The organism is Salinibacterium sp. PAMC 21357 (genome assembly GCF_000247645.1).
Taxonomy (GTDB): Bacteria; Actinomycetota; Actinomycetes; order Actinomycetales; family Microbacteriaceae; genus Rhodoglobus.
In genome coordinates this window covers 408,905-425,123 of the sequence record NZ_AHWA01000004.1, presented here as the reverse complement: position 1 = coordinate 425,123, position 16,219 = coordinate 408,905, and the positions used below count along the sequence as shown (strand labels likewise).

General features: G+C 61.6%; 16 protein-coding genes. 11 read left to right on the top strand and 5 right to left on the bottom strand.

The window, feature by feature from the left end; translation table 11 throughout:
- Positions 1–2: 2 nt before the first annotated feature.
- The 5 genes from ON14_RS05345 to ON14_RS05325 all read left to right on the top strand — a co-directional run bounded on the left by ON14_RS05345 (position 3) and on the right by ON14_RS05325 (position 4,109).
- On the top strand, positions 3–989 hold the full coding sequence (locus tag ON14_RS05345; protein WP_010203679.1) for a carbohydrate ABC transporter permease: 987 nt from the start codon (positions 3–5) through the stop codon (positions 987–989).
- A complete protein-coding gene (locus ON14_RS05340) occupies positions 986–1,813 on the top strand; it encodes a carbohydrate ABC transporter permease (protein WP_010203678.1) in 828 nt (275 codons plus the stop codon). Before ON14_RS05345 ends, ON14_RS05340 begins: the two co-directional genes overlap by 4 nt.
- Positions 1,810–2,727 carry an ROK family protein gene (locus ON14_RS05335; RefSeq protein WP_010203677.1) on the top strand — a complete coding sequence of 306 codons (918 nt, stop codon included), beginning with the start codon at positions 1,810–1,812 and terminating at the stop codon, positions 2,725–2,727. The genes ON14_RS05340 and ON14_RS05335 overlap by 4 nt, the downstream gene beginning before the upstream one ends.
- 1 nt (position 2,728) lies before the next feature.
- On the top strand, positions 2,729–3,502 hold the full coding sequence (locus ON14_RS05330) for a glucosamine-6-phosphate deaminase (RefSeq protein ID WP_010203675.1): 774 nt from the start codon (positions 2,729–2,731) through the stop codon (positions 3,500–3,502).
- 61 nt (positions 3,503–3,563) lie between these two features.
- On the top strand, positions 3,564–4,109 hold the full coding sequence (locus ON14_RS05325) for a DUF1697 domain-containing protein (RefSeq protein ID WP_010203674.1): 546 nt from the start codon (positions 3,564–3,566) through the stop codon (positions 4,107–4,109).
- 546 nt (positions 4,110–4,655) lie between these two features.
- Here ON14_RS05325 and purU read toward each other — a convergent pair.
- On the bottom strand, positions 4,656–5,510 hold the full coding sequence (purU, locus tag ON14_RS05320; protein ID WP_010203673.1) for a formyltetrahydrofolate deformylase: 855 nt from the start codon (positions 5,508–5,510) through the stop codon (positions 4,656–4,658).
- 40 nt (positions 5,511–5,550) lie between these two features.
- On the opposite strand from purU, the gene ON14_RS05315 reads away from it, so the two are divergent.
- Positions 5,551–6,807, top strand: coding sequence for an MFS transporter (locus tag ON14_RS05315; RefSeq protein WP_010203672.1), 1,257 nt, complete (start codon positions 5,551–5,553; stop codon positions 6,805–6,807).
- Here ON14_RS05315 and nagA read toward each other — a convergent pair.
- Positions 6,743–7,915 (bottom strand): N-acetylglucosamine-6-phosphate deacetylase, encoded by a 1,173-nt coding sequence (gene nagA, locus ON14_RS05310; RefSeq protein WP_010203671.1) that lies wholly within the window; start codon positions 7,913–7,915, stop codon positions 6,743–6,745. The genes ON14_RS05315 and nagA overlap by 65 nt on opposite strands.
- Positions 7,912–9,438, bottom strand: coding sequence for a beta-N-acetylhexosaminidase (locus tag ON14_RS05305; protein ID WP_010203670.1), 1,527 nt, complete (start codon positions 9,436–9,438; stop codon positions 7,912–7,914). The genes nagA and ON14_RS05305 overlap by 4 nt, the downstream gene beginning before the upstream one ends.
- A 128-nt stretch (positions 9,439–9,566) precedes the next feature.
- Between ON14_RS05305 and glyA the strand changes: the two genes are divergently transcribed.
- Positions 9,567–10,850: a serine hydroxymethyltransferase gene (gene glyA / locus ON14_RS05300; RefSeq protein ID WP_010203669.1), complete on the top strand. Its 1,284-nt coding sequence runs from the start codon at positions 9,567–9,569 to the stop codon at positions 10,848–10,850.
- Positions 10,851–10,928: 78 nt separating this feature from the next.
- Here glyA and ON14_RS05295 read toward each other — a convergent pair whose 3' ends face one another.
- Positions 10,929–11,735: a DeoR/GlpR family DNA-binding transcription regulator gene (locus ON14_RS05295; protein WP_010203667.1), complete on the bottom strand. Its 807-nt coding sequence runs from the start codon at positions 11,733–11,735 to the stop codon at positions 10,929–10,931.
- Between the two features lie 101 nt (positions 11,736–11,836).
- Here ON14_RS05295 and ON14_RS05290 point away from each other — a divergent pair, with 101 nt between their 5' ends.
- From ON14_RS05290 to ON14_RS05285, 3 genes are read left to right on the top strand one after another with little or no spacing between them, the layout of a single operon-like run.
- Positions 11,837–12,784: a family 4 glycosyl hydrolase gene (locus ON14_RS05290; protein WP_010203666.1), complete on the top strand. Its 948-nt coding sequence runs from the start codon at positions 11,837–11,839 to the stop codon at positions 12,782–12,784.
- Positions 12,781–13,152: an alpha-galactosidase gene (locus ON14_RS16295; RefSeq protein WP_010203665.1), complete on the top strand. Its 372-nt coding sequence runs from the start codon at positions 12,781–12,783 to the stop codon at positions 13,150–13,152. The genes ON14_RS05290 and ON14_RS16295 overlap by 4 nt, the downstream gene beginning before the upstream one ends.
- A complete protein-coding gene (locus tag ON14_RS05285; RefSeq protein WP_010203664.1) occupies positions 13,149–13,988 on the top strand; it encodes a class II fructose-bisphosphate aldolase in 840 nt (279 codons plus the stop codon). Before ON14_RS16295 ends, ON14_RS05285 begins: the two co-directional genes overlap by 4 nt.
- A gap of 101 nt (positions 13,989–14,089) precedes the next feature.
- Here ON14_RS05285 and ON14_RS05280 read toward each other — a convergent pair whose 3' ends face one another.
- Positions 14,090–15,157: an amidohydrolase family protein gene (locus ON14_RS05280; RefSeq protein ID WP_010203663.1), complete on the bottom strand. Its 1,068-nt coding sequence runs from the start codon at positions 15,155–15,157 to the stop codon at positions 14,090–14,092.
- 142 nt (positions 15,158–15,299) lie between these two features.
- On the opposite strand from ON14_RS05280, the gene ON14_RS05275 reads away from it, so the two are divergent.
- Positions 15,300–16,178: an SIS domain-containing protein gene (locus ON14_RS05275; protein WP_010203662.1), complete on the top strand. Its 879-nt coding sequence runs from the start codon at positions 15,300–15,302 to the stop codon at positions 16,176–16,178.
- Positions 16,179–16,219 lie beyond the last annotated feature (41 nt).

Genomic DNA, 16,219 nt, shown 5'->3' with positions numbered 1-16,219 from the left:
ATATGTCACCGAATCCCTCCCTCGATATTGCTCCCCGCGATGTCGATGGTGACCGCCGGATTGCGTCTTCGCAGCCTGGCCGTCAGCGTGCGGTAAAGAAGCCGCGCGCGCAATTCACCCCTTATTCTTTGCTGATTCCGGCAAGCGCAGTGCTCGCCGCCGTGATCGGTTGGCCGCTCGTCCAACTCGTGATCATGTCGTTTCAGGAGTTTGGCCGCGCGCAAGTGTTTGGCGCACCATCACCTTTTATCGGCTTCGATAACTACGTTGAAGTTCTTACCGATCAGTCGTTTTGGCTGGTCATGTTCCGCAGTTTCGCGTTCGCCGCAGTGTGCGTCACGAGCACCATGGTGTTGGGCACCCTGATTGCACTGCTGATGAGTGAGCTTGGCAAGGTCATGCGGCTCATCCTTTCGATCGGGCTTTTGCTGGCCTGGGCGATGCCAGCGCTGACCGCCACAATCGTGTGGGGGTGGATGTTCGACACCAGCTATGGCGTCGTGAACTACGTGCTTACGCGGTGGTTTGGGCTCGACTACATCGGACACTCGTGGCTGATTGAGCCGCTCAGTTTCTTCTTTGTCGCAGCCCTCATCGTTATCTGGGGAGCGATTCCTTTTGTGGCTTTCACGGTCTATGCGGGGCTCACTCAAGTGCCTGATGAGGTTCTGGAAGCGGCGCAGTTGGATGGCGCGGGCGCCGTGCAGCGCTTCCGGCTCATCATTTTCCCGTACCTGCGTTCCATTTTCTTGGTGGTTTTCATTCTGCAAATCATTTGGGATCTGCGCGTCTTCACCCAGATTTTTGCGCTGCAGGGAATTGGCGGGATCAAAGATCAGACCTCGACGCTTGGCGTCTACATTTACCAAAACTCGCTCGGAACCGGGGAGTACGGCACCGGTGGTGCCATCGCGGTGATTACCGTGATTGTGATTACCGCGATCTCGTTCTACTACGTTCGCCAAAGCGTTAAGGAGGAAGAGCTGTGAAGAAGTTCATTCTGGGTGCGCTCGCGCTCGTGGTTACGGCATTCTCGATCTTCCCTGTCTATTGGATGGTGCAAACCTCGTTTCAGCCGAACAACGAGATCATCGGGTCAGAGGTCAACTTTTGGCCGCAAAACTTCACGCTGCGCAACTATGAGACGGTGTTGTTCGACACGACCCGATCGCAGTTCATGCCAGCGCTCGGCAACTCGGTGGTCGTAACAGTGTCGACGGTGGTCATTGCGCTCGTCTTCGCCTTCCTGGCGTCGCTTGCCGTCACTCGTTTTCGCTTCAAGAGCCGCAAGGGTTTCATCTTGACAATCCTGATCGTGCAGATGATTCCGGCCGAAGCGATGATCGTTTCCACCTATCGGGTTCTTGATAGCTGGTCGCTGCTGAACACGATCATGGGGCTCACGATTGTGTACGTCGCGACGGTGTTGCCGTTCACCATTTGGACCCTCCGCGGCTTCGTCAACGGTGTGCCCGTCGAGCTTGAAGAGGCGGCGATGATCGATGGACTGTCGCGGTCGGGAGCTTTCTGGCGCATCACCCTGCCGCTACTCGCGCCGGGGCTCGTTGCCACCGGCGTCTTCGGCTTCATTCAGGCGTGGAATGAGTTCTTGCTCGCCCTCGTGGTGAACTCGCGACCCGAAATGATGACTCTTCCCGTGTGGCTGCGCACCTTTCAGATCGCCAATGGCACCACCAACTGGTCGGCAATCATGGCCGGCTCAACGCTGATGGCGATCCCGGTGATCATCTTCTTCCTTATCGTTCAGGGGCGCATGACGAGCGGTCTCGTTTCGGGGGCGGTGAAGGGGTGACTGGGCTCTATAAGGTCGGCGTCGATATTGGCGGGACCAAAACGGATGCCGTTGCCATCGACGAGCAGGGCGCGATCGCGGGGCAGATTCGGGTTCGTTCTGGCATTGGGCCAGACGCGCTCGTGGCATCCACGGTTCAGGCGCTCGAGGAGTTGGCTGGCGTAGTCGGGGTTTACACGATTGATTTCACGAGCATCGGGATTGGTATCCCCGGCACGGTCGTGGGTGGTCGCGTCTCGCACGCGCTCAACCTTGCCATTGATGGTCTCGACCTCGGGGGAGAGCTCGACGCGCGTCTCGGACGCAGCGTCAGCATCGACAACGATGTGAATGCGGCAGCGCTGGGAGCTTTTCATCTCTTAGAGACCGACCCGAGCCATTCGATGGCCTTTCTCAATCTGGGTACTGGACTCGCCGCGGGGCTCGTGCTCGGCGGTCAGCTCTGGCGCGGCTCGCGAGGGGCTGCGGGTGAGATCGGGCATGTGCCGATCGATCCGCAGGGGCTGGAATGTCCGTGCGGTCAGCGGGGTTGCCTCGAGACCGTGGCTTCGGGTTCGGGCGTCGCGCGCATGTGGCCCACAGACTCCGATCAGCCGACGACCGCCCTCTTTGAGGCGGCGGCATCCGGAGATCCGGCGGCGATCGCTGTTCGCGCTCGTCTGGTCGAGAACGTCGCGTCGGCGGTGCGGCTGTTGGTGCTGACCGTCGATGTGGACTCTGTGGTGCTCGGCGGGGGAGTGAGCACACTCAGTGACCTGATCGATGACGTGCGTGCTGTCCTAGCGCGCTGGGAGACCACTTCGGCATTTTTGGCGTCAATCGGGTTGAGTAGTCGTGTGCATGGTCTGCCGGCAGATTTTCCTGCTGCGGCGGTGGGCGCTGCCATGGTGAGCGGCGAAGCGAGAGGACAGTGACGTGGCTGAGGTGGTGATTGTTGACTCGAAAGAGGCCGCTGGCGAGGTGGCCGCCGACCTCATCGAAGCGCTCGTGCGCCGAACTCCGGATGCCGTCCTCGGCCTAGCAACCGGGTCGACGCCCTTAACGGCGTGGGCTGCGCTCGCGGCTCGCGACCTCGATCTTTCTGCTGTACGGGGTTTTGCCCTCGATGAATATGTCGGATTGCCTGCCGGGCATCCCGAAAGCTACCGCTCGGTCATCACGCGGGAAGTCGTTGAACCCCTCGGGTTGACGCCCGAGCTGGTGCAGGTGCCGGCGGAGTGCGGCCCGGTCGAGACGGCGGGTGACGATTATGAGCGTGCGATTGTTGCCGCTGGCGGTGTTGATTTGCAGATTCTCGGAATCGGTTCAACCGGGCATATCGGGTTCAACGAACCGGGGTCATCGTTCGCCTCGCTCACGCGCGTGAAGACGCTCACCCAACAGACGCGGCTCGATAATGCGCGCTTCTTCGATTCGGCTGATGACGTTCCGACCCACTGCATCACGCAGGGGTTAGGCACGATTCAGCGGGCACGGCACTTGGTGCTGTTGGCGTTCGGCGAGAATAAGGCGGCGGCGCTCGCGGGAGCAGTCGAAGGTCCGGTAACGGCGAGCTTGCCGGGGTCGGCAATTCAGTTGCACTCGACCGTCACGGTGATTGTGGATGAGGCTGCGGCATCCGAGCTGAGGTTTGCGGAATACTACCGCTACTCCTGGGAGAACCGCCTCGACTGGGAGCGACTGCTCTAAAGCTCCGGGCTTCACCCGCGAGGCGATGACTCGTGACGGTACTCCGTGCCATCGTTGGCTCATGACGAACTATGTAGCGCTGCTTCGCGGCATCAATGTGGGCGGCTCGAACGTGATCAGCATGGGGGCGCTTAAGGAGTGCTTTACCGATGCCGGCTTCGCGGACGTGCGCACCTACATTCAGAGCGGCAACGTCGTGTTCGCCTCAGACGCGTCGGGCAGCGGCGAGCTTGAAGTCGAAATTGAGCGGATGCTGCGCGAGCGCTTGGGCGCAGACATCCTCGCTGTCGTGCGCTCCCGCGACGAGTTCGCGGCGACCGTTGCGGCGGCCCCAAGCAATCACGGTTCCGCGGAGCTGCTGAGCGATGTGCTGTTTCTCAAACGCCCTCTCACCGCAGCGGAAGCACTCATCCTCGTGCCCGAACTCAACGAACAGGTTGACTCTGTCTCAGTAGGCCCCGACGCGCTCTACTTCTCACGCACCGTCGTCGACTCGGCGAAATCGCGCATCGACCGCCTGCGCGCTAATCGCCTCTCGAAGCGGATGACGGTGCGCAATTGGCGCACGACGCTGAAGCTGCGCGACTTGCTTGAGCAGGAACGCTGACTCGAAATGGGGACTGCTCCAATTGGTGAGAATTAGTTAACCTGTGAACGAGGCCGCGTGGTCAGTTTGAGCAGAAAGAGCGCAATCGTGAAGAGAACCGCCGGGATTGTGATCTCGTTGGTCGCCGTGATCGCTTTGGTGGGGTGCAGCCCTCAGGGCATTGATATCAGTCCAGAGGACAGGGCTTTGCAGCCCTGTGTGGGTATCGACAGCGTGACGGTCGAGGAACTCGCTGCGCTTGCCCCGGCGGACTGTGATTGGAGCGAGGTGACCGTGGTGTACCCCGACGGGTTCACCAAGGTTGCGCCATCAATCGGCGTGACGTCCGGATCCAGCTCTGGGGATATCGATCTTGACGAGTCGGTCACTTACTCGATGTGGAACTTGGGGCTCGATGGGGTGATTGCGGCCCGTACTGCGCCACGAGGGGTCACTACGGAATGGTGGGGCAGTGCGCGAGGATCGAACGTGTTCAGGAGGTCGAAGGCGTCGACATCCCGCCGATCGTTCAGTAGAAACGGGCGATTCAATACACTGCGATCCGACCTAGCGGAAGATGATCGTGCGGGCCCCATCGAGCAGCACGCGGTCTTCGGCGAACCACTTCACGGCCTGCGTGAGGGTGCGGCTCTCTTCATCTTGACCGATTGAGACGAGTTCGCTTGACGTGCTGGCGTGGTCGACGCGCACCACGTTTTGCTCGATGATCGGGCCCTCGTCGAGGTCGCTCGTCACAAAATGAGCGGTGGCGCCGATGAGCTTCACACCGCGAGCGTGCGCCTGCTTATAGGGGTTCGCGCCCTTGAAGCCGGGAAGGAAAGAGTGGTGGATGTTGATGATCTTGCCGCTCAACTGTTCGCACAGTTCGGGGGAGAGGATCTGCATATAGCGCGCCAGCACGACGAGTTCGATGTCGTGCTGCTCAACAACTTCGAGAATGCGGTCCTCGAAGGCTAACTTCTGGCCGGGCGTCGTTACCGCGTGCGACTCAAATGGCACCTTATAGAACTCGGCAAGAGAACCCAGATCGGGGTGGTTGCTCATAATGAGCGGCATCTCGATCGCCAGTTGCCCCGCGTGCTGACGGTACAGAAGGTCGTTGACGCAGTGTCCAGCCTTGGATGCCAGAACCAGGGTGCGCAGGGGGCGCCCCACAATGTCGAGTTGCCATTCCATCGCGTACCGCTCGGTCACGGGGGCGAGAGCTTGCTCGAAAGCGGTGCGCGAAGCATCCGACTCCACTTGGAGTCTCATGAAGAACCGACCGGTGTCGTCGCTTGAGAACTGTTGAGACTCGGTGATGTTGCCGCCGGCCTCAACAATGGCCCCACTGATGGAGTGAACGATGCCGGGCTTGTCGTCACAAGTGAGAGTTACGATCCAGTGCGTTGAGGTGGTCACAGAATTAGCGTACCGGTGCCAGCGATAGACTCAGTCGAACATGAGCACGCCACGCACTTCACCAGCATCTTTGTCGTCCCCAGCGTTTCCGTGGGCGGGTCTCTTTACCCTCTCAGCGCTGATCTTCACCTCGGTAACGAGCGAATGGTTGCCAACCGGTCTGTTGCCGGAGATTTCTGCGGAACTCGCGGTGACTGAGTCGCAAGTGGGGTTGCTCATCACAATCTTTGCGGCCACTGTCGTGATCTCCACGGCACCGCTCGCTGCTCTCACCCGCAATCAGCCCCGCAAGAAGCTTGTGATCATCGTGCTGCTGGTGTTCGTCGTCGGAAACCTTTTGGCTGCTGCCGCACCGAATTACGCCGTTCTCGTTATCGCGAGAATTATCGGCGGACTCTCGCATGGACTTTTCTGGGCTGTCGTTGGTGCCTACTCGGCACACCTCGTTCCCCCGCATCAGGTGGGCCGCGCTGTTGCTGTCACGAGCGCTGGCGCCACCGCAGCGTTCGTGCTCGGTGTGCCCGTCGGTACCGCTCTCGGTCACGCCCTCGGTTGGAGGCTCGCCTTCGTCGTAATCGCGATCATCATTTTGGCGCTCACGATCATGGTGGTGCGGATATTGCCCCCGGTCGATCACCAGCAGCCTCTCGCCACTGGCGAAATTTCGATCCCCTTACGCAAAGACCGCTCGGTCCCTGGCGTGATCTACGTGTGCATTTTGGTTGCCCTCGTGATGCTCGGCCACAACCTCTTCTACACCTACATCGTTCCCTACTTGATCGGGCCGGCAGGAATCGAAGGTGGCGCTGTCGCCGGCGTGCTGCTCATCTTCGGAGCCGCCGGGGCTGTCGGCCTCGCACTCGCCGGACTGCTCGTCGATCGCTTCCCGCGCAGCATCATCCCCGTCACCGTCGCGCTTGTCGCGATCTGCTCGGCACTGCTCGGCATGTTCCCCGCAGAGCCCGTCATCATGTTCATCGTCATCGCTGTCTGGGGCATGGCCTTCGGCGGCGTCCCCGCCATGATGCAGACACGACTCCTGCAACTAGCCTCACCTCGCATGCGCGACGTCGGCTCGGCCTACCTCACCACCTCGTTCAACATCGGCATCGGTGGCGGCGCACTCCTCGGCGGCATTCTGCTCGATCAGTACGGCGTAATCTCGCTGCCCTACGTCGACGCCGGCATCCTCGGCGTTGCCGTGGTGTTCGCGATCGTCGGAGGAGAACTGCTTAGGCGTCGGAGTGCTCGAGTTGCGGCAGTGCGTGACCAGCAGCCCACACCCCCAGCACCCTAAGGTCGGCATCGAGCAGCACGGCGTCGGCGGCATATCCGGGAGCAAGAGAGCCCAGATCGCCGGAGCGCCCAATAGCTCTAGCAGGCACAGCGGAAGCCGCGGCAGCAGCCTGCGGCAGGGTGAGCCCCACTTCGGTGACCGCTCGACGCACCGCGGCATCCATTGTCAGTGTCGATCCCGCGATGGAGCCGCCATTGCTGAGTCGAGCGACGCCATCGGTGACGGTGACGTCGAGCGACCCCAGTCGGTAGTGCCCGTCATGGGAGCACGCGGCAGCCATGGCGTCGGTGACGAGCGCGACGCGCCCCGGTGCCGACGCGAACAACATTTTGACGACCTCCGGATGCACGTGCACGCCGTCATTGATGACCTCAAGAATCATGGCTTCTCGACTGATCGCTGCCGTAATAGGGCCGGGCTCGCGGTGGTGGATGCCGTGCATGGCATTGAAAGTGTGGGTGAGCAGTCGTGCCCCGGCATCGATCGCGGCGAGCGTCTGGTCGTAGTCGGCTGAGGTGTGGCCGATCGCGACGGTTACTCCGGCGGCGCTCAGTTGGGCGATCGCCTCGCTTGCCCCGTCAAGTTCTGGAGCAAGGGTAATTTGCCGCAGCGTGCCATTGGCGGCAGCAAGCAGCTCATCAATCTCGCGGGCCGTGGGGTTGCGCAGCGCGTCGGGGCTGTGGGCTCCCTTGAATGAGTGGTGGAGGAAGGGGCCTTCCAGATGACTGCCCAGCACCAGAGGGTCGTTGGCGGCGAGTTCGGCGATTGTCGCCAAGCTGCGAACGAGGCTCGCGTGGTCTCCGCTGACGAGGGAGATTACGGAGCGGGTTGTGCCTGTGGCCCGGTGCGCCCGAAGAGCGGTGCGAATCGCGTCTGGGCCATCATCAAACGCTGCACCATTGGCGCCGTGACAGTGAATGTCAACGAAACCGGCAGTGAGAAAGTTGCCGGCGGCATCCGTGACTGTTGTCTCGTTTGTCGTGTGGGCTCGCCATTCATCGCCAGCGCCAGTAGCGACTATCGTGTCGTTCTGCCAGGCCACCCAGCCATCGTCGACGATCTCGCTGCCGGTAACCAGTTGCGCCGAATGGATGACGTGGTTGTTCACGATGTGCTGCTCATTCCGGGCCGGCTCACTTCAGGCCAGCTCACTTCTTTGACACGGTTGTAGGTGATCTCTGCGGCATCGAGCCGCGGCGACCAGTCTGCCAGACGGCGAGTGAAATCGGCCCAGTCGTGGGCGGTGCGAGGCGACCACGCAATTTCGGCGGCGGCGATGATGCGCGGAAACACCATATATTCCAGATCGCGCACATTGTCGATTGTCTCGGTCCAGAGCGGTGCTTCGATGCCGAGGATGTGCTCGTCGCTGACTCCGCTGACGATCGCGGCTGGGTCCCAGTTGTAGGCGTCGTTGAGAGTGGTCGGCCCATCCGCCCACTCCAAGCCCAGTTTTTCGTCACCCGCATATTTCATATCGAGGTAGATCGCGTCGGCGGGAGACATGATCATCTGGCCGCCCTGCTCGATGAAGGAGGCTACCCGTGTGTCGGCATCGTCGCGAGGGGTGACATAGCTCCAGTACTGGCCAATGGTGCCGGCGGGCAAATCGCGACTGCGCCCCATCTCGTGCCAGCCGATCAAGGTCTTGCCGTGGCTCGCCGCAATTGCCGTCGCGCGTCGGATGAACTCGAGGTAATCCTCGTCGCTGGTCGCGAGCGATTCGTCACCGCCGAGGTGAAGGTACGGGCCCGGGGTGAGCTCGCTGATTTCACGAAACACGTCATCCAGAAATTGATAGGTCAGTTCTTTGGAGATGCAGAGCGAACTGAATCCCACTTCGATGCCCGTGTACGGCGCGGGCGCACTGTCATCGCAATTGAGTTCCGGGTAAGCGGCAAGCGCCGCATTGGTGTGGCCGGGAACATCAATTTCGGGCACGACAGTGATGGAGCGGGATGCCGCATATTCCACAATCTCGGTGTAGTCGGCCTTGGTGTAGAAGCCGCCGGCCCCGCCACCGACGGCCGTGGTTGCGCCGAGGGCTGTCAGATTCGGCCACGAGTCGATGTGGATGCGCCAGCCCTGGTCATCGGTCAGATGCAGGTGCAGCACGTTGAGCTTGAGCAGTGCCATCTGGTCGAGGTAGCGCTTGACGGTGGTCGCATCGAAGAAATGTCGAGCCACATCGAGCATGGCGCCGCGATAGGAGAAGCGAGGGTAGTCACTGATGTCGACGCAGGGAACGAGCCAGTCGACATCCTGCACCGTGTGGTGTTCGATCGCGTGCGGAAGCAACTGGCGCAGCGACTGAACTCCGGCGAAAAGCTGAGCGGCGTCATCCGCTCGCAATTCGATTCGCGTTTCGGTGACGCTGAGGAGGTAGCCCGGTGTCGGCTGCGCGGTGTCGCCGATGGTGAGCTCGATGGTCGGGGAGCCTGGGGTCGCTGGAGTGTCTGCGGCGGCAACGGGCAGCGGGAATCCTGTTGCCGGGCGAAGCAGTTCGGCCAAGTATTCGGCGACGGGCTGTGCACTGCCGGTGGCCTGAATGACCGTGGTGTCAGTGAGGGCGTAGTGGCCTGTTCCGGCGCTGAAGTGCACGGGGGCGGGCATCACAGGGGCAGTCGTCATTGATTTCCGATCGGCGAAGGGTTTGTCAGGGATCCTAACTAACTAGGACTAATTCTTGCAGGTTCTCGCGACGTTGACCAGCACCGGGTAGATTTGACCTATCCACCCATGTCGCAAGGAGCTCATCTGTGTCAACATTCCTTTCGCCTCTCTCTGAGGTAGACCCCGAGATCGCTGCAGTGCTCGCTCAAGAGCTCGGTCGCCAGCGCAATACTCTCGAGATGATCGCGAGCGAGAACTTCGTTCCTCGCGCCGTTCTCGAGGCACAGGGCTCGGTTCTCACCAACAAATATGCAGAGGGCTATCCGGGGCGCCGCTACTACGGCGGTTGCGAATTTGTGGATATCGCCGAAAAACTCGCCATCGACCGCGCCAAGAGCCTGTTCGGTTCTGCGTTCGCGAACGTTCAGCCGCACTCGGGGGCATCAGCTAACGCTGCAGTGCTCTCGGCGATCGCTAAGCCCGGCGACCGCATCCTGGGCCTCTCGCTCGACCACGGTGGGCACCTCACGCACGGTATGCGCCTCAACTTCTCGGGCAAGCTCTACGAAGCTCACGCTTATGGTGTGAACGAAGAGACCGGCGTTCTCGACATGGCCGATGTTCGTGCCAAGGCCATCGAGGTTCAGCCGCACGTCATCATCGCCGGTTGGTCGGCATACTCGCGTCAGCTCGACTTCGCCGAATTCCGTTCGATCGCGGATGAGGTTGGTGCCGTTCTCTGGGTAGACATGGCTCACTTCGCTGGTCTCGTTGCCGCCGGACTGCACCCCAACCCGGTGCCTTTTGCGGATGTCGTCTCGTCGACAGTGCACAAGACAATCGGTGGACCACGTTCGGGCTTCATCCTCACCAACAACGTTGATATCGCCAAGAAGATCAACTCCAACGTGTTCCCCGGTCAGCAGGGTGGGCCCCTCATGCACGTGATTGCCGCCAAGGCGACCGCATTCATGCTTGCGGCAACTCCTGAGTTCAAGGACCGCCAGGAGCGCACCCTTCGCGGAGCCCGTCTCCTTGCTGAGCGCCTAGTTCGCGACGACATGACGGACCTCGGCATCGACGTGCTCACGGGAGGCACCGACGTGCACCTCGTGCTCGTTGACCTGCGCAAGTCAGAACTCAACGGCCAAGAAGCCGAAGACCTGCTGCATTCCGTCGACATCACGGTCAACCGCAACGCCGTTCCGGCCGACCCGCGCCCGCCGATGGTGACCTCGGGTCTCCGCATCGGAACGCCAGCTCTCGCCACCCGCGGATTCGGTGACGCCGAATTCACCGAGGTAGCCGACATCATCGCCGAAACCCTCAAGCCCGGTGCAGATCTCGCCGCGTTGCAGGTTCGCGCCCGCGCGCTCGCCGATGCCTTCCCGCTTTATGAAGGTCTCGAAAGCCCCGGTAGCTGGGCCTAAAGAACCCCCGACCGGGCTGAAACAGCGTAAAGCCAAAGACCTCGTCACCGTGTCACCACGGTGGCGGGGGTTTTGTCGTTAAATGATGTGCACCTCGACACCGGCCGCCCGGATGCGGTCCAATTCCTCGGGGTCGGCAGTGGCGTCGGTGATGAGGGTGTGCACACTCGAGATCTCGGCGACGCGCGCTAGGGCGAGGCGGCCGATCTTTGAACCGTCGGCCACCACCACGGTGCGCTGGGCGTGCGTCACCATGGCGTTGTTCGTGCGCGCTTCGGTCTCATCGTGAGTGGTGACACCGCCTTCAGCGGAGATGCCGTCGGTGCCGAGGATGGCGGTGCCGACGTTAATAGCGTTGAACGTGTTCTCTGCGAGAACCCCGACAAGCTCGAGGGACTGCGGGCGAAGAAGCCCACCGGTCATCACGACTTTGAGCTGCGGATACGACGTGACGAGCCCAGCGATCGTGAGCGAGTTGGTCACGATCGTGAGTTCAGGGTGGGTGGAGAGAGCGCGCGCGACGTAGGCCGTAGTTGACCCGCCGCTTAACGCGACCGCGTGCCGCCCGGTGGGAACCAGGGCCGCCATGCGAGTGGCGATCGCTTTCTTGGCATCCTGCGACTGGGAATCGCGAAAGGTGACGGGGAGCTCGTGCCGGGCCTCGATGACGGTTGCGCCGCCATGGGTGCGCACCAAGAGCTGTTGGTATTCGAGCTCGGCAAGGTCGCGCCGCACGGTGGCCGGTGAGATCGAGAGTGTCTCTGCGAACTCACTCAGCGACACTGACCCACGCTCTGAGAGCAGATCGAGGATGGCGATCATGCGCGTAGAGCGCTTAGTGGATGCGGCGTGACGTGTCGTGTTGTCGATGACCATGCCACCCATTATCCATCCTGTAGTCGAATTCGCTCACCCATAATGATCGTTTTGCGGTCATTACGCTCATTATCTTGCGCGATTCACTCAGTGTACGTAAAGATCGATCCATGACCCACATTGTCTTTATCGGTGCCGGAAGCGTCGTATTTTCCCGCCAGCTCATTGCGGACCTCTTGCGCTTCGACGACCTTCCTCAGCTCACTCTCGTGCTGCACGACATTGACGCAGAACGCCTGCGCGTTGCTGCCGAAACGGCCTCGAAGCTCTCGACGCAACTTGCCCGTGCGGTCACCGTGGTGTCCACCCTCGATCGCCGCGAAGCGCTCACCGGAGCAGACTTCGTCATCAACATGGTGCAGGTCGGCGGTATCGACTCCACCCGCACCGACCTCGAAATCCCGGCCAAGCACGGACTCCGTCAAACGATCGGTGACACGACCGGTATTGGCGGCGTCTTCCGCGCGCTGCGGACGTTCCCGCTGCTCTCCGCCATCGCCGCAGACATGCTCGAGCTCTGCCCGGATGCGTGGTTCCTGAACTACACGAACCCGATGGCGATGAACGTATGGTGGCTGAGTGTTGTTGCCCCCGACCTCAAGGTTGCCGGACTTTGCCACAGCGTCTACTGGACCGTCAGCGACCTCTGCGACCTCATCGGTGTGAAGCTCGATGACACTCACTACCGCGCTGCTGGGGTGAATCACCAAGCGTGGCTGTACGAGTGGTCGCTCGACGGTGAGGACCTGTACCCACGCCTGCGTGCCGCGATTGACGCTGACCCTGAACTGCTTAATCGGGTGCGCGTGGAGATGTTCCGCCGCATAGGTTATTACCCCACGGAAACGAGCGAGCACTCGTCCGAGTACCTCTCGTGGTTCTTGCGCTCCGACGAACAAATGCGCAGTTCCGGCTGCAGCCGCTTGAGTACCTCGGCATCAGTGAAGAGAACGTCGCAGACTTTGCACGAGCTCAGAAGGCGCTCGCCGCGGGCGACGATCTGGAACTCGAAGAGGGGGCCGCTGAATATGCGCCCCAAATCATCCATTCGATCGTGACGGGTGCCGAGCGAATTGTGCACGTGAACGTGGTCAATCGCGGATTGATTTCCAACCTCCCCGAGGGAGCGATCGTCGAGGTGCCGGCAACTGTCGACAGTTCGGGAATCACACCCCATGTTGTCGGAGCGATTCCGACCCAGGGTGCGGCGCTCAACCGCAGTTACCTCTCGGTCGCCGAGCTCACGATTGAAGCGGCACTCACGGGCAATTCTGATCGAGTTCGCCAAGCACTGCTCGCCGACCCGAACGCGATCTCGACGCTCACCCCCGAGCAAATCTGGGCTCTCTGCGACGAGATGACCGAAGCACACGCGGCCGTTTTGCCGGTGTCGCTTGGCGGGCAGACGGAGCTGATTCTGCCATGACTCTGTCTTCTGCCGGCGAACTCGTCGCGGCGGCCGTCGAGGGCAAACTCGCCGTGCCAGCGTTTAACGTCATCACCCTAGAACAGGCCGAGGCGATCGTTGCGGGCGCTGAGAACGCGGGCATTGGGGTGCTGCTGCAAATCAGCGAGAACGCGGTGCACTTTCATCGACAGATGGAGCCGTTGCTCGCCGCCTGCCGCGAGATTGCCGATGCGTCTTCGGTGCCGATCGGCATCCACCTCGACCATTTCGAGAGCGCCGAACTCATCGAGCATGCGCTAGAGGTGGGCTCCGGCTTGGGCGTGCGATCTCTCATGGTGGATGCCTCGAAGCTTGAGTATTCAGCGAACGTCGCGTTCACGGCATCCGTCGCGGACCACGCCCATGCTCTGGGGTGGTGGGTTGAGGCTGAACTCGGTGAGATTGGTGGCAAGGATGGCGCCCACGCGCCGGGAGTGCGCACTGACGCCCTCGAGGCGCAGGAGTTCGTCGCAGCGACCAACGTCGACGGTCTGGCCGTCGCGGTAGGCAGCTCCCACGCCATGACGGAGCGCACGGCGGCGCTCGACATCGACCTCATTCGCACGATCGCCGGATTGCTTCCGGTTCCGCTCGTGCTTCACGGGTCATCAGGGGTGGCCGATGACGAGCTGCGGCGAGCGGTCGAGGCGGGCATCCGCAAGGTCAATATCGGCACGGTGCTCAACCTCACGGCCACCGCAGCGTTGCGCGCGGAGCTTGCTCGAATGCCGGATGCTGTCGATCCCCGAAAATTTACGGCGCTCGGCAGCACGCAAGTAACGAATCTCGTCGCGCACTTGTGCTCTGTCGTCTGAAACTGACAAGCACGAAACGAGACGGGGAGGCCGGGGGGCGCGCCCGAGGACTACCCCCTGCCGCCTGCTCTGGTGTTAGCGACCGGGCTGCGCCGCCTAGCTCATAGGCCGAGCACGCGGCGTGCGTTGTCGCGATACACAGCCTGCAGGATGTCCCCGCCGAGCGCGAGCGCCGACACCGTCCATCGTCCCTGGGGTGGTACCGGATCGCCCGGCGCGTACTCGAAGGCCTCGTCAGCTGTCTCGAGAAAGCGGAAGTGCAACCGATACTGCTCGACCGTGATCGGGTAGATGTCGGTGCCGAACAAGACGCGATCGGGGTGTCGGGCGAGCAATGCGGCGAAGCGCCGTGGCTGTCTCCCGAGCTCTGCCATTCGTCCGCCAATATCGATCGTGTAGTTCGAACACGCATCCAATAGGCGTTCGACACGATCGAGATCCTCGGCGGCGCAGCCGGCGTGAGCGCCGATGAAGGTCGTGCTGGGGCAGCCGCTCACCAGCGTGGCATGGGCGTCAAGCAACCGATCGAAGGTGGGGTGCACAGCGGTGTCTCCGAACCACCAATCCTCGGCTTCGAGCAATTCGTCGAGTCGCTCGTTGTGGGCGTCGAGTGGCTCGAAGAAGGCTCGGGGGTCCGCGGTGTGAATAAGCACCGGCAGGGCCAGCTCGCCGGCGTGCGTAACAACGTCGATCACTCGGGGGTCGTCGGGCAGGATGAGGCTCCCGTCAGCGTCATGAATGGTGAGCCCTAGGTCTTTCCAGATCTTGAGCCCACGAGCGCCTCGCCGTGCGCTGTCATCAAGTGAGGCGCGTAAGCGGTCGACGCCGTCAGGTTCTGCGAGCAGAGCCCATTCGAGTTGGCAGAAGGTGAGAAAGCGGCCCGGGTAGGCGTTGTCGTATCGCTCGACGTTGGCGGTTACTTCATCGGCCCAAAGCCCGTCGAGATTCACGATGGTCTGCACGTTAGTGCTGTCCATGAGGGAGACCAGAGCGGCGACATCCGGGATCATCCACTCGCCATCGCTCAGCCAGCGGCCCAAGTGATTGTGCACGTCTATGGCGGGTAAGGCGGCCTGATCGACGGTCGTGGTGGGGGCCGAAAGTTGGGTTCGCGGATGCCAATCTGCGAGAGGAAGGCGGCGAAGTTGATCTCGAAGATGGGCGGACATTGGAGCTCCTTTGGTAAAACGATCAGTGAAAGTGATCATGTTGGGCAGTTTTCTTGTCAAACGATCACTTTGAGGCCACTATTGCACCACACCTTGCGACCAGGGGGAATCCCGCAGCAAGTTAAAAAAACGGAGAAAGCGAATGTCGATCACTGCGACTGAAATCACTACCCAGCCGTCAATGTGGCGCACGGCTCTCACACAGGCCGATACTGCCCGAGAATTTCTTGCCGCTCCTGGTGAGCGAGTGCTCGTGATCGGGTGCGGAACATCCGCCTTCGTCGCTGAGTCTTTTGCCTGGCTGCGCGAGAGCGCCGCCCTCGGTGAGACTGACGCCAACTATGCCTCCGAACTGCGGGTCTGGCGCGACTACGACCGCGTAATCGCCATCACTCGGTCGGGTACTACCAGCGAAGTGATCGACGCTCTGGGCGCTGTTCCTGAGGGAGTGCGCACCGTCGTCATTACCGGCGTCGCTGATTCTCCGGCTGCGCTGCTGGCTGACGACGTTCTTCTGCTCGACTACGCGGATGAAGAATCTGTCGTACAAACACGATTCCCGACCACTTTGCTCTTTCTCGCCCGCGCCGCGTTCGGCCTCGACGTTGACGATCTCAGCGACAAGCTCGATGCAGCGCTCGCCGAACCTCTTCCCGTCAACGCGAGCGACTTCGATCACTTCGTCTACCTCGGCACCGATTGGAGCTACGGGCTCGCCCAAGAGGCGGCACTGAAGATTCGCGAAGCAGCGCAAGCGTGGTCAGAGTCGTACCCGCTTCTCGACTACCGGCACGGCCCGTTGGCTGTGGCCCACGAAGGGTCGCTTGTGTGGATGTTTGGGGCAGCAGATGAGGCACTCGCCCAGCAGATTCGGGCAACAGGCGCGACAGTGCTTCTCGGCTCTCACGACCCTCTGGTCGAACTCGTTCAAGCGCAGCGCCTTGCTGTGGAGCTTGCCGAAGCGCGGGGCCTGAACCCCGACACCCCACGTCATCTCACGCGCTCGATCATCCTCAGCTAGCTAGCCCCTGAGGCTGCTTCACGCCACCATCCCACCCGCAC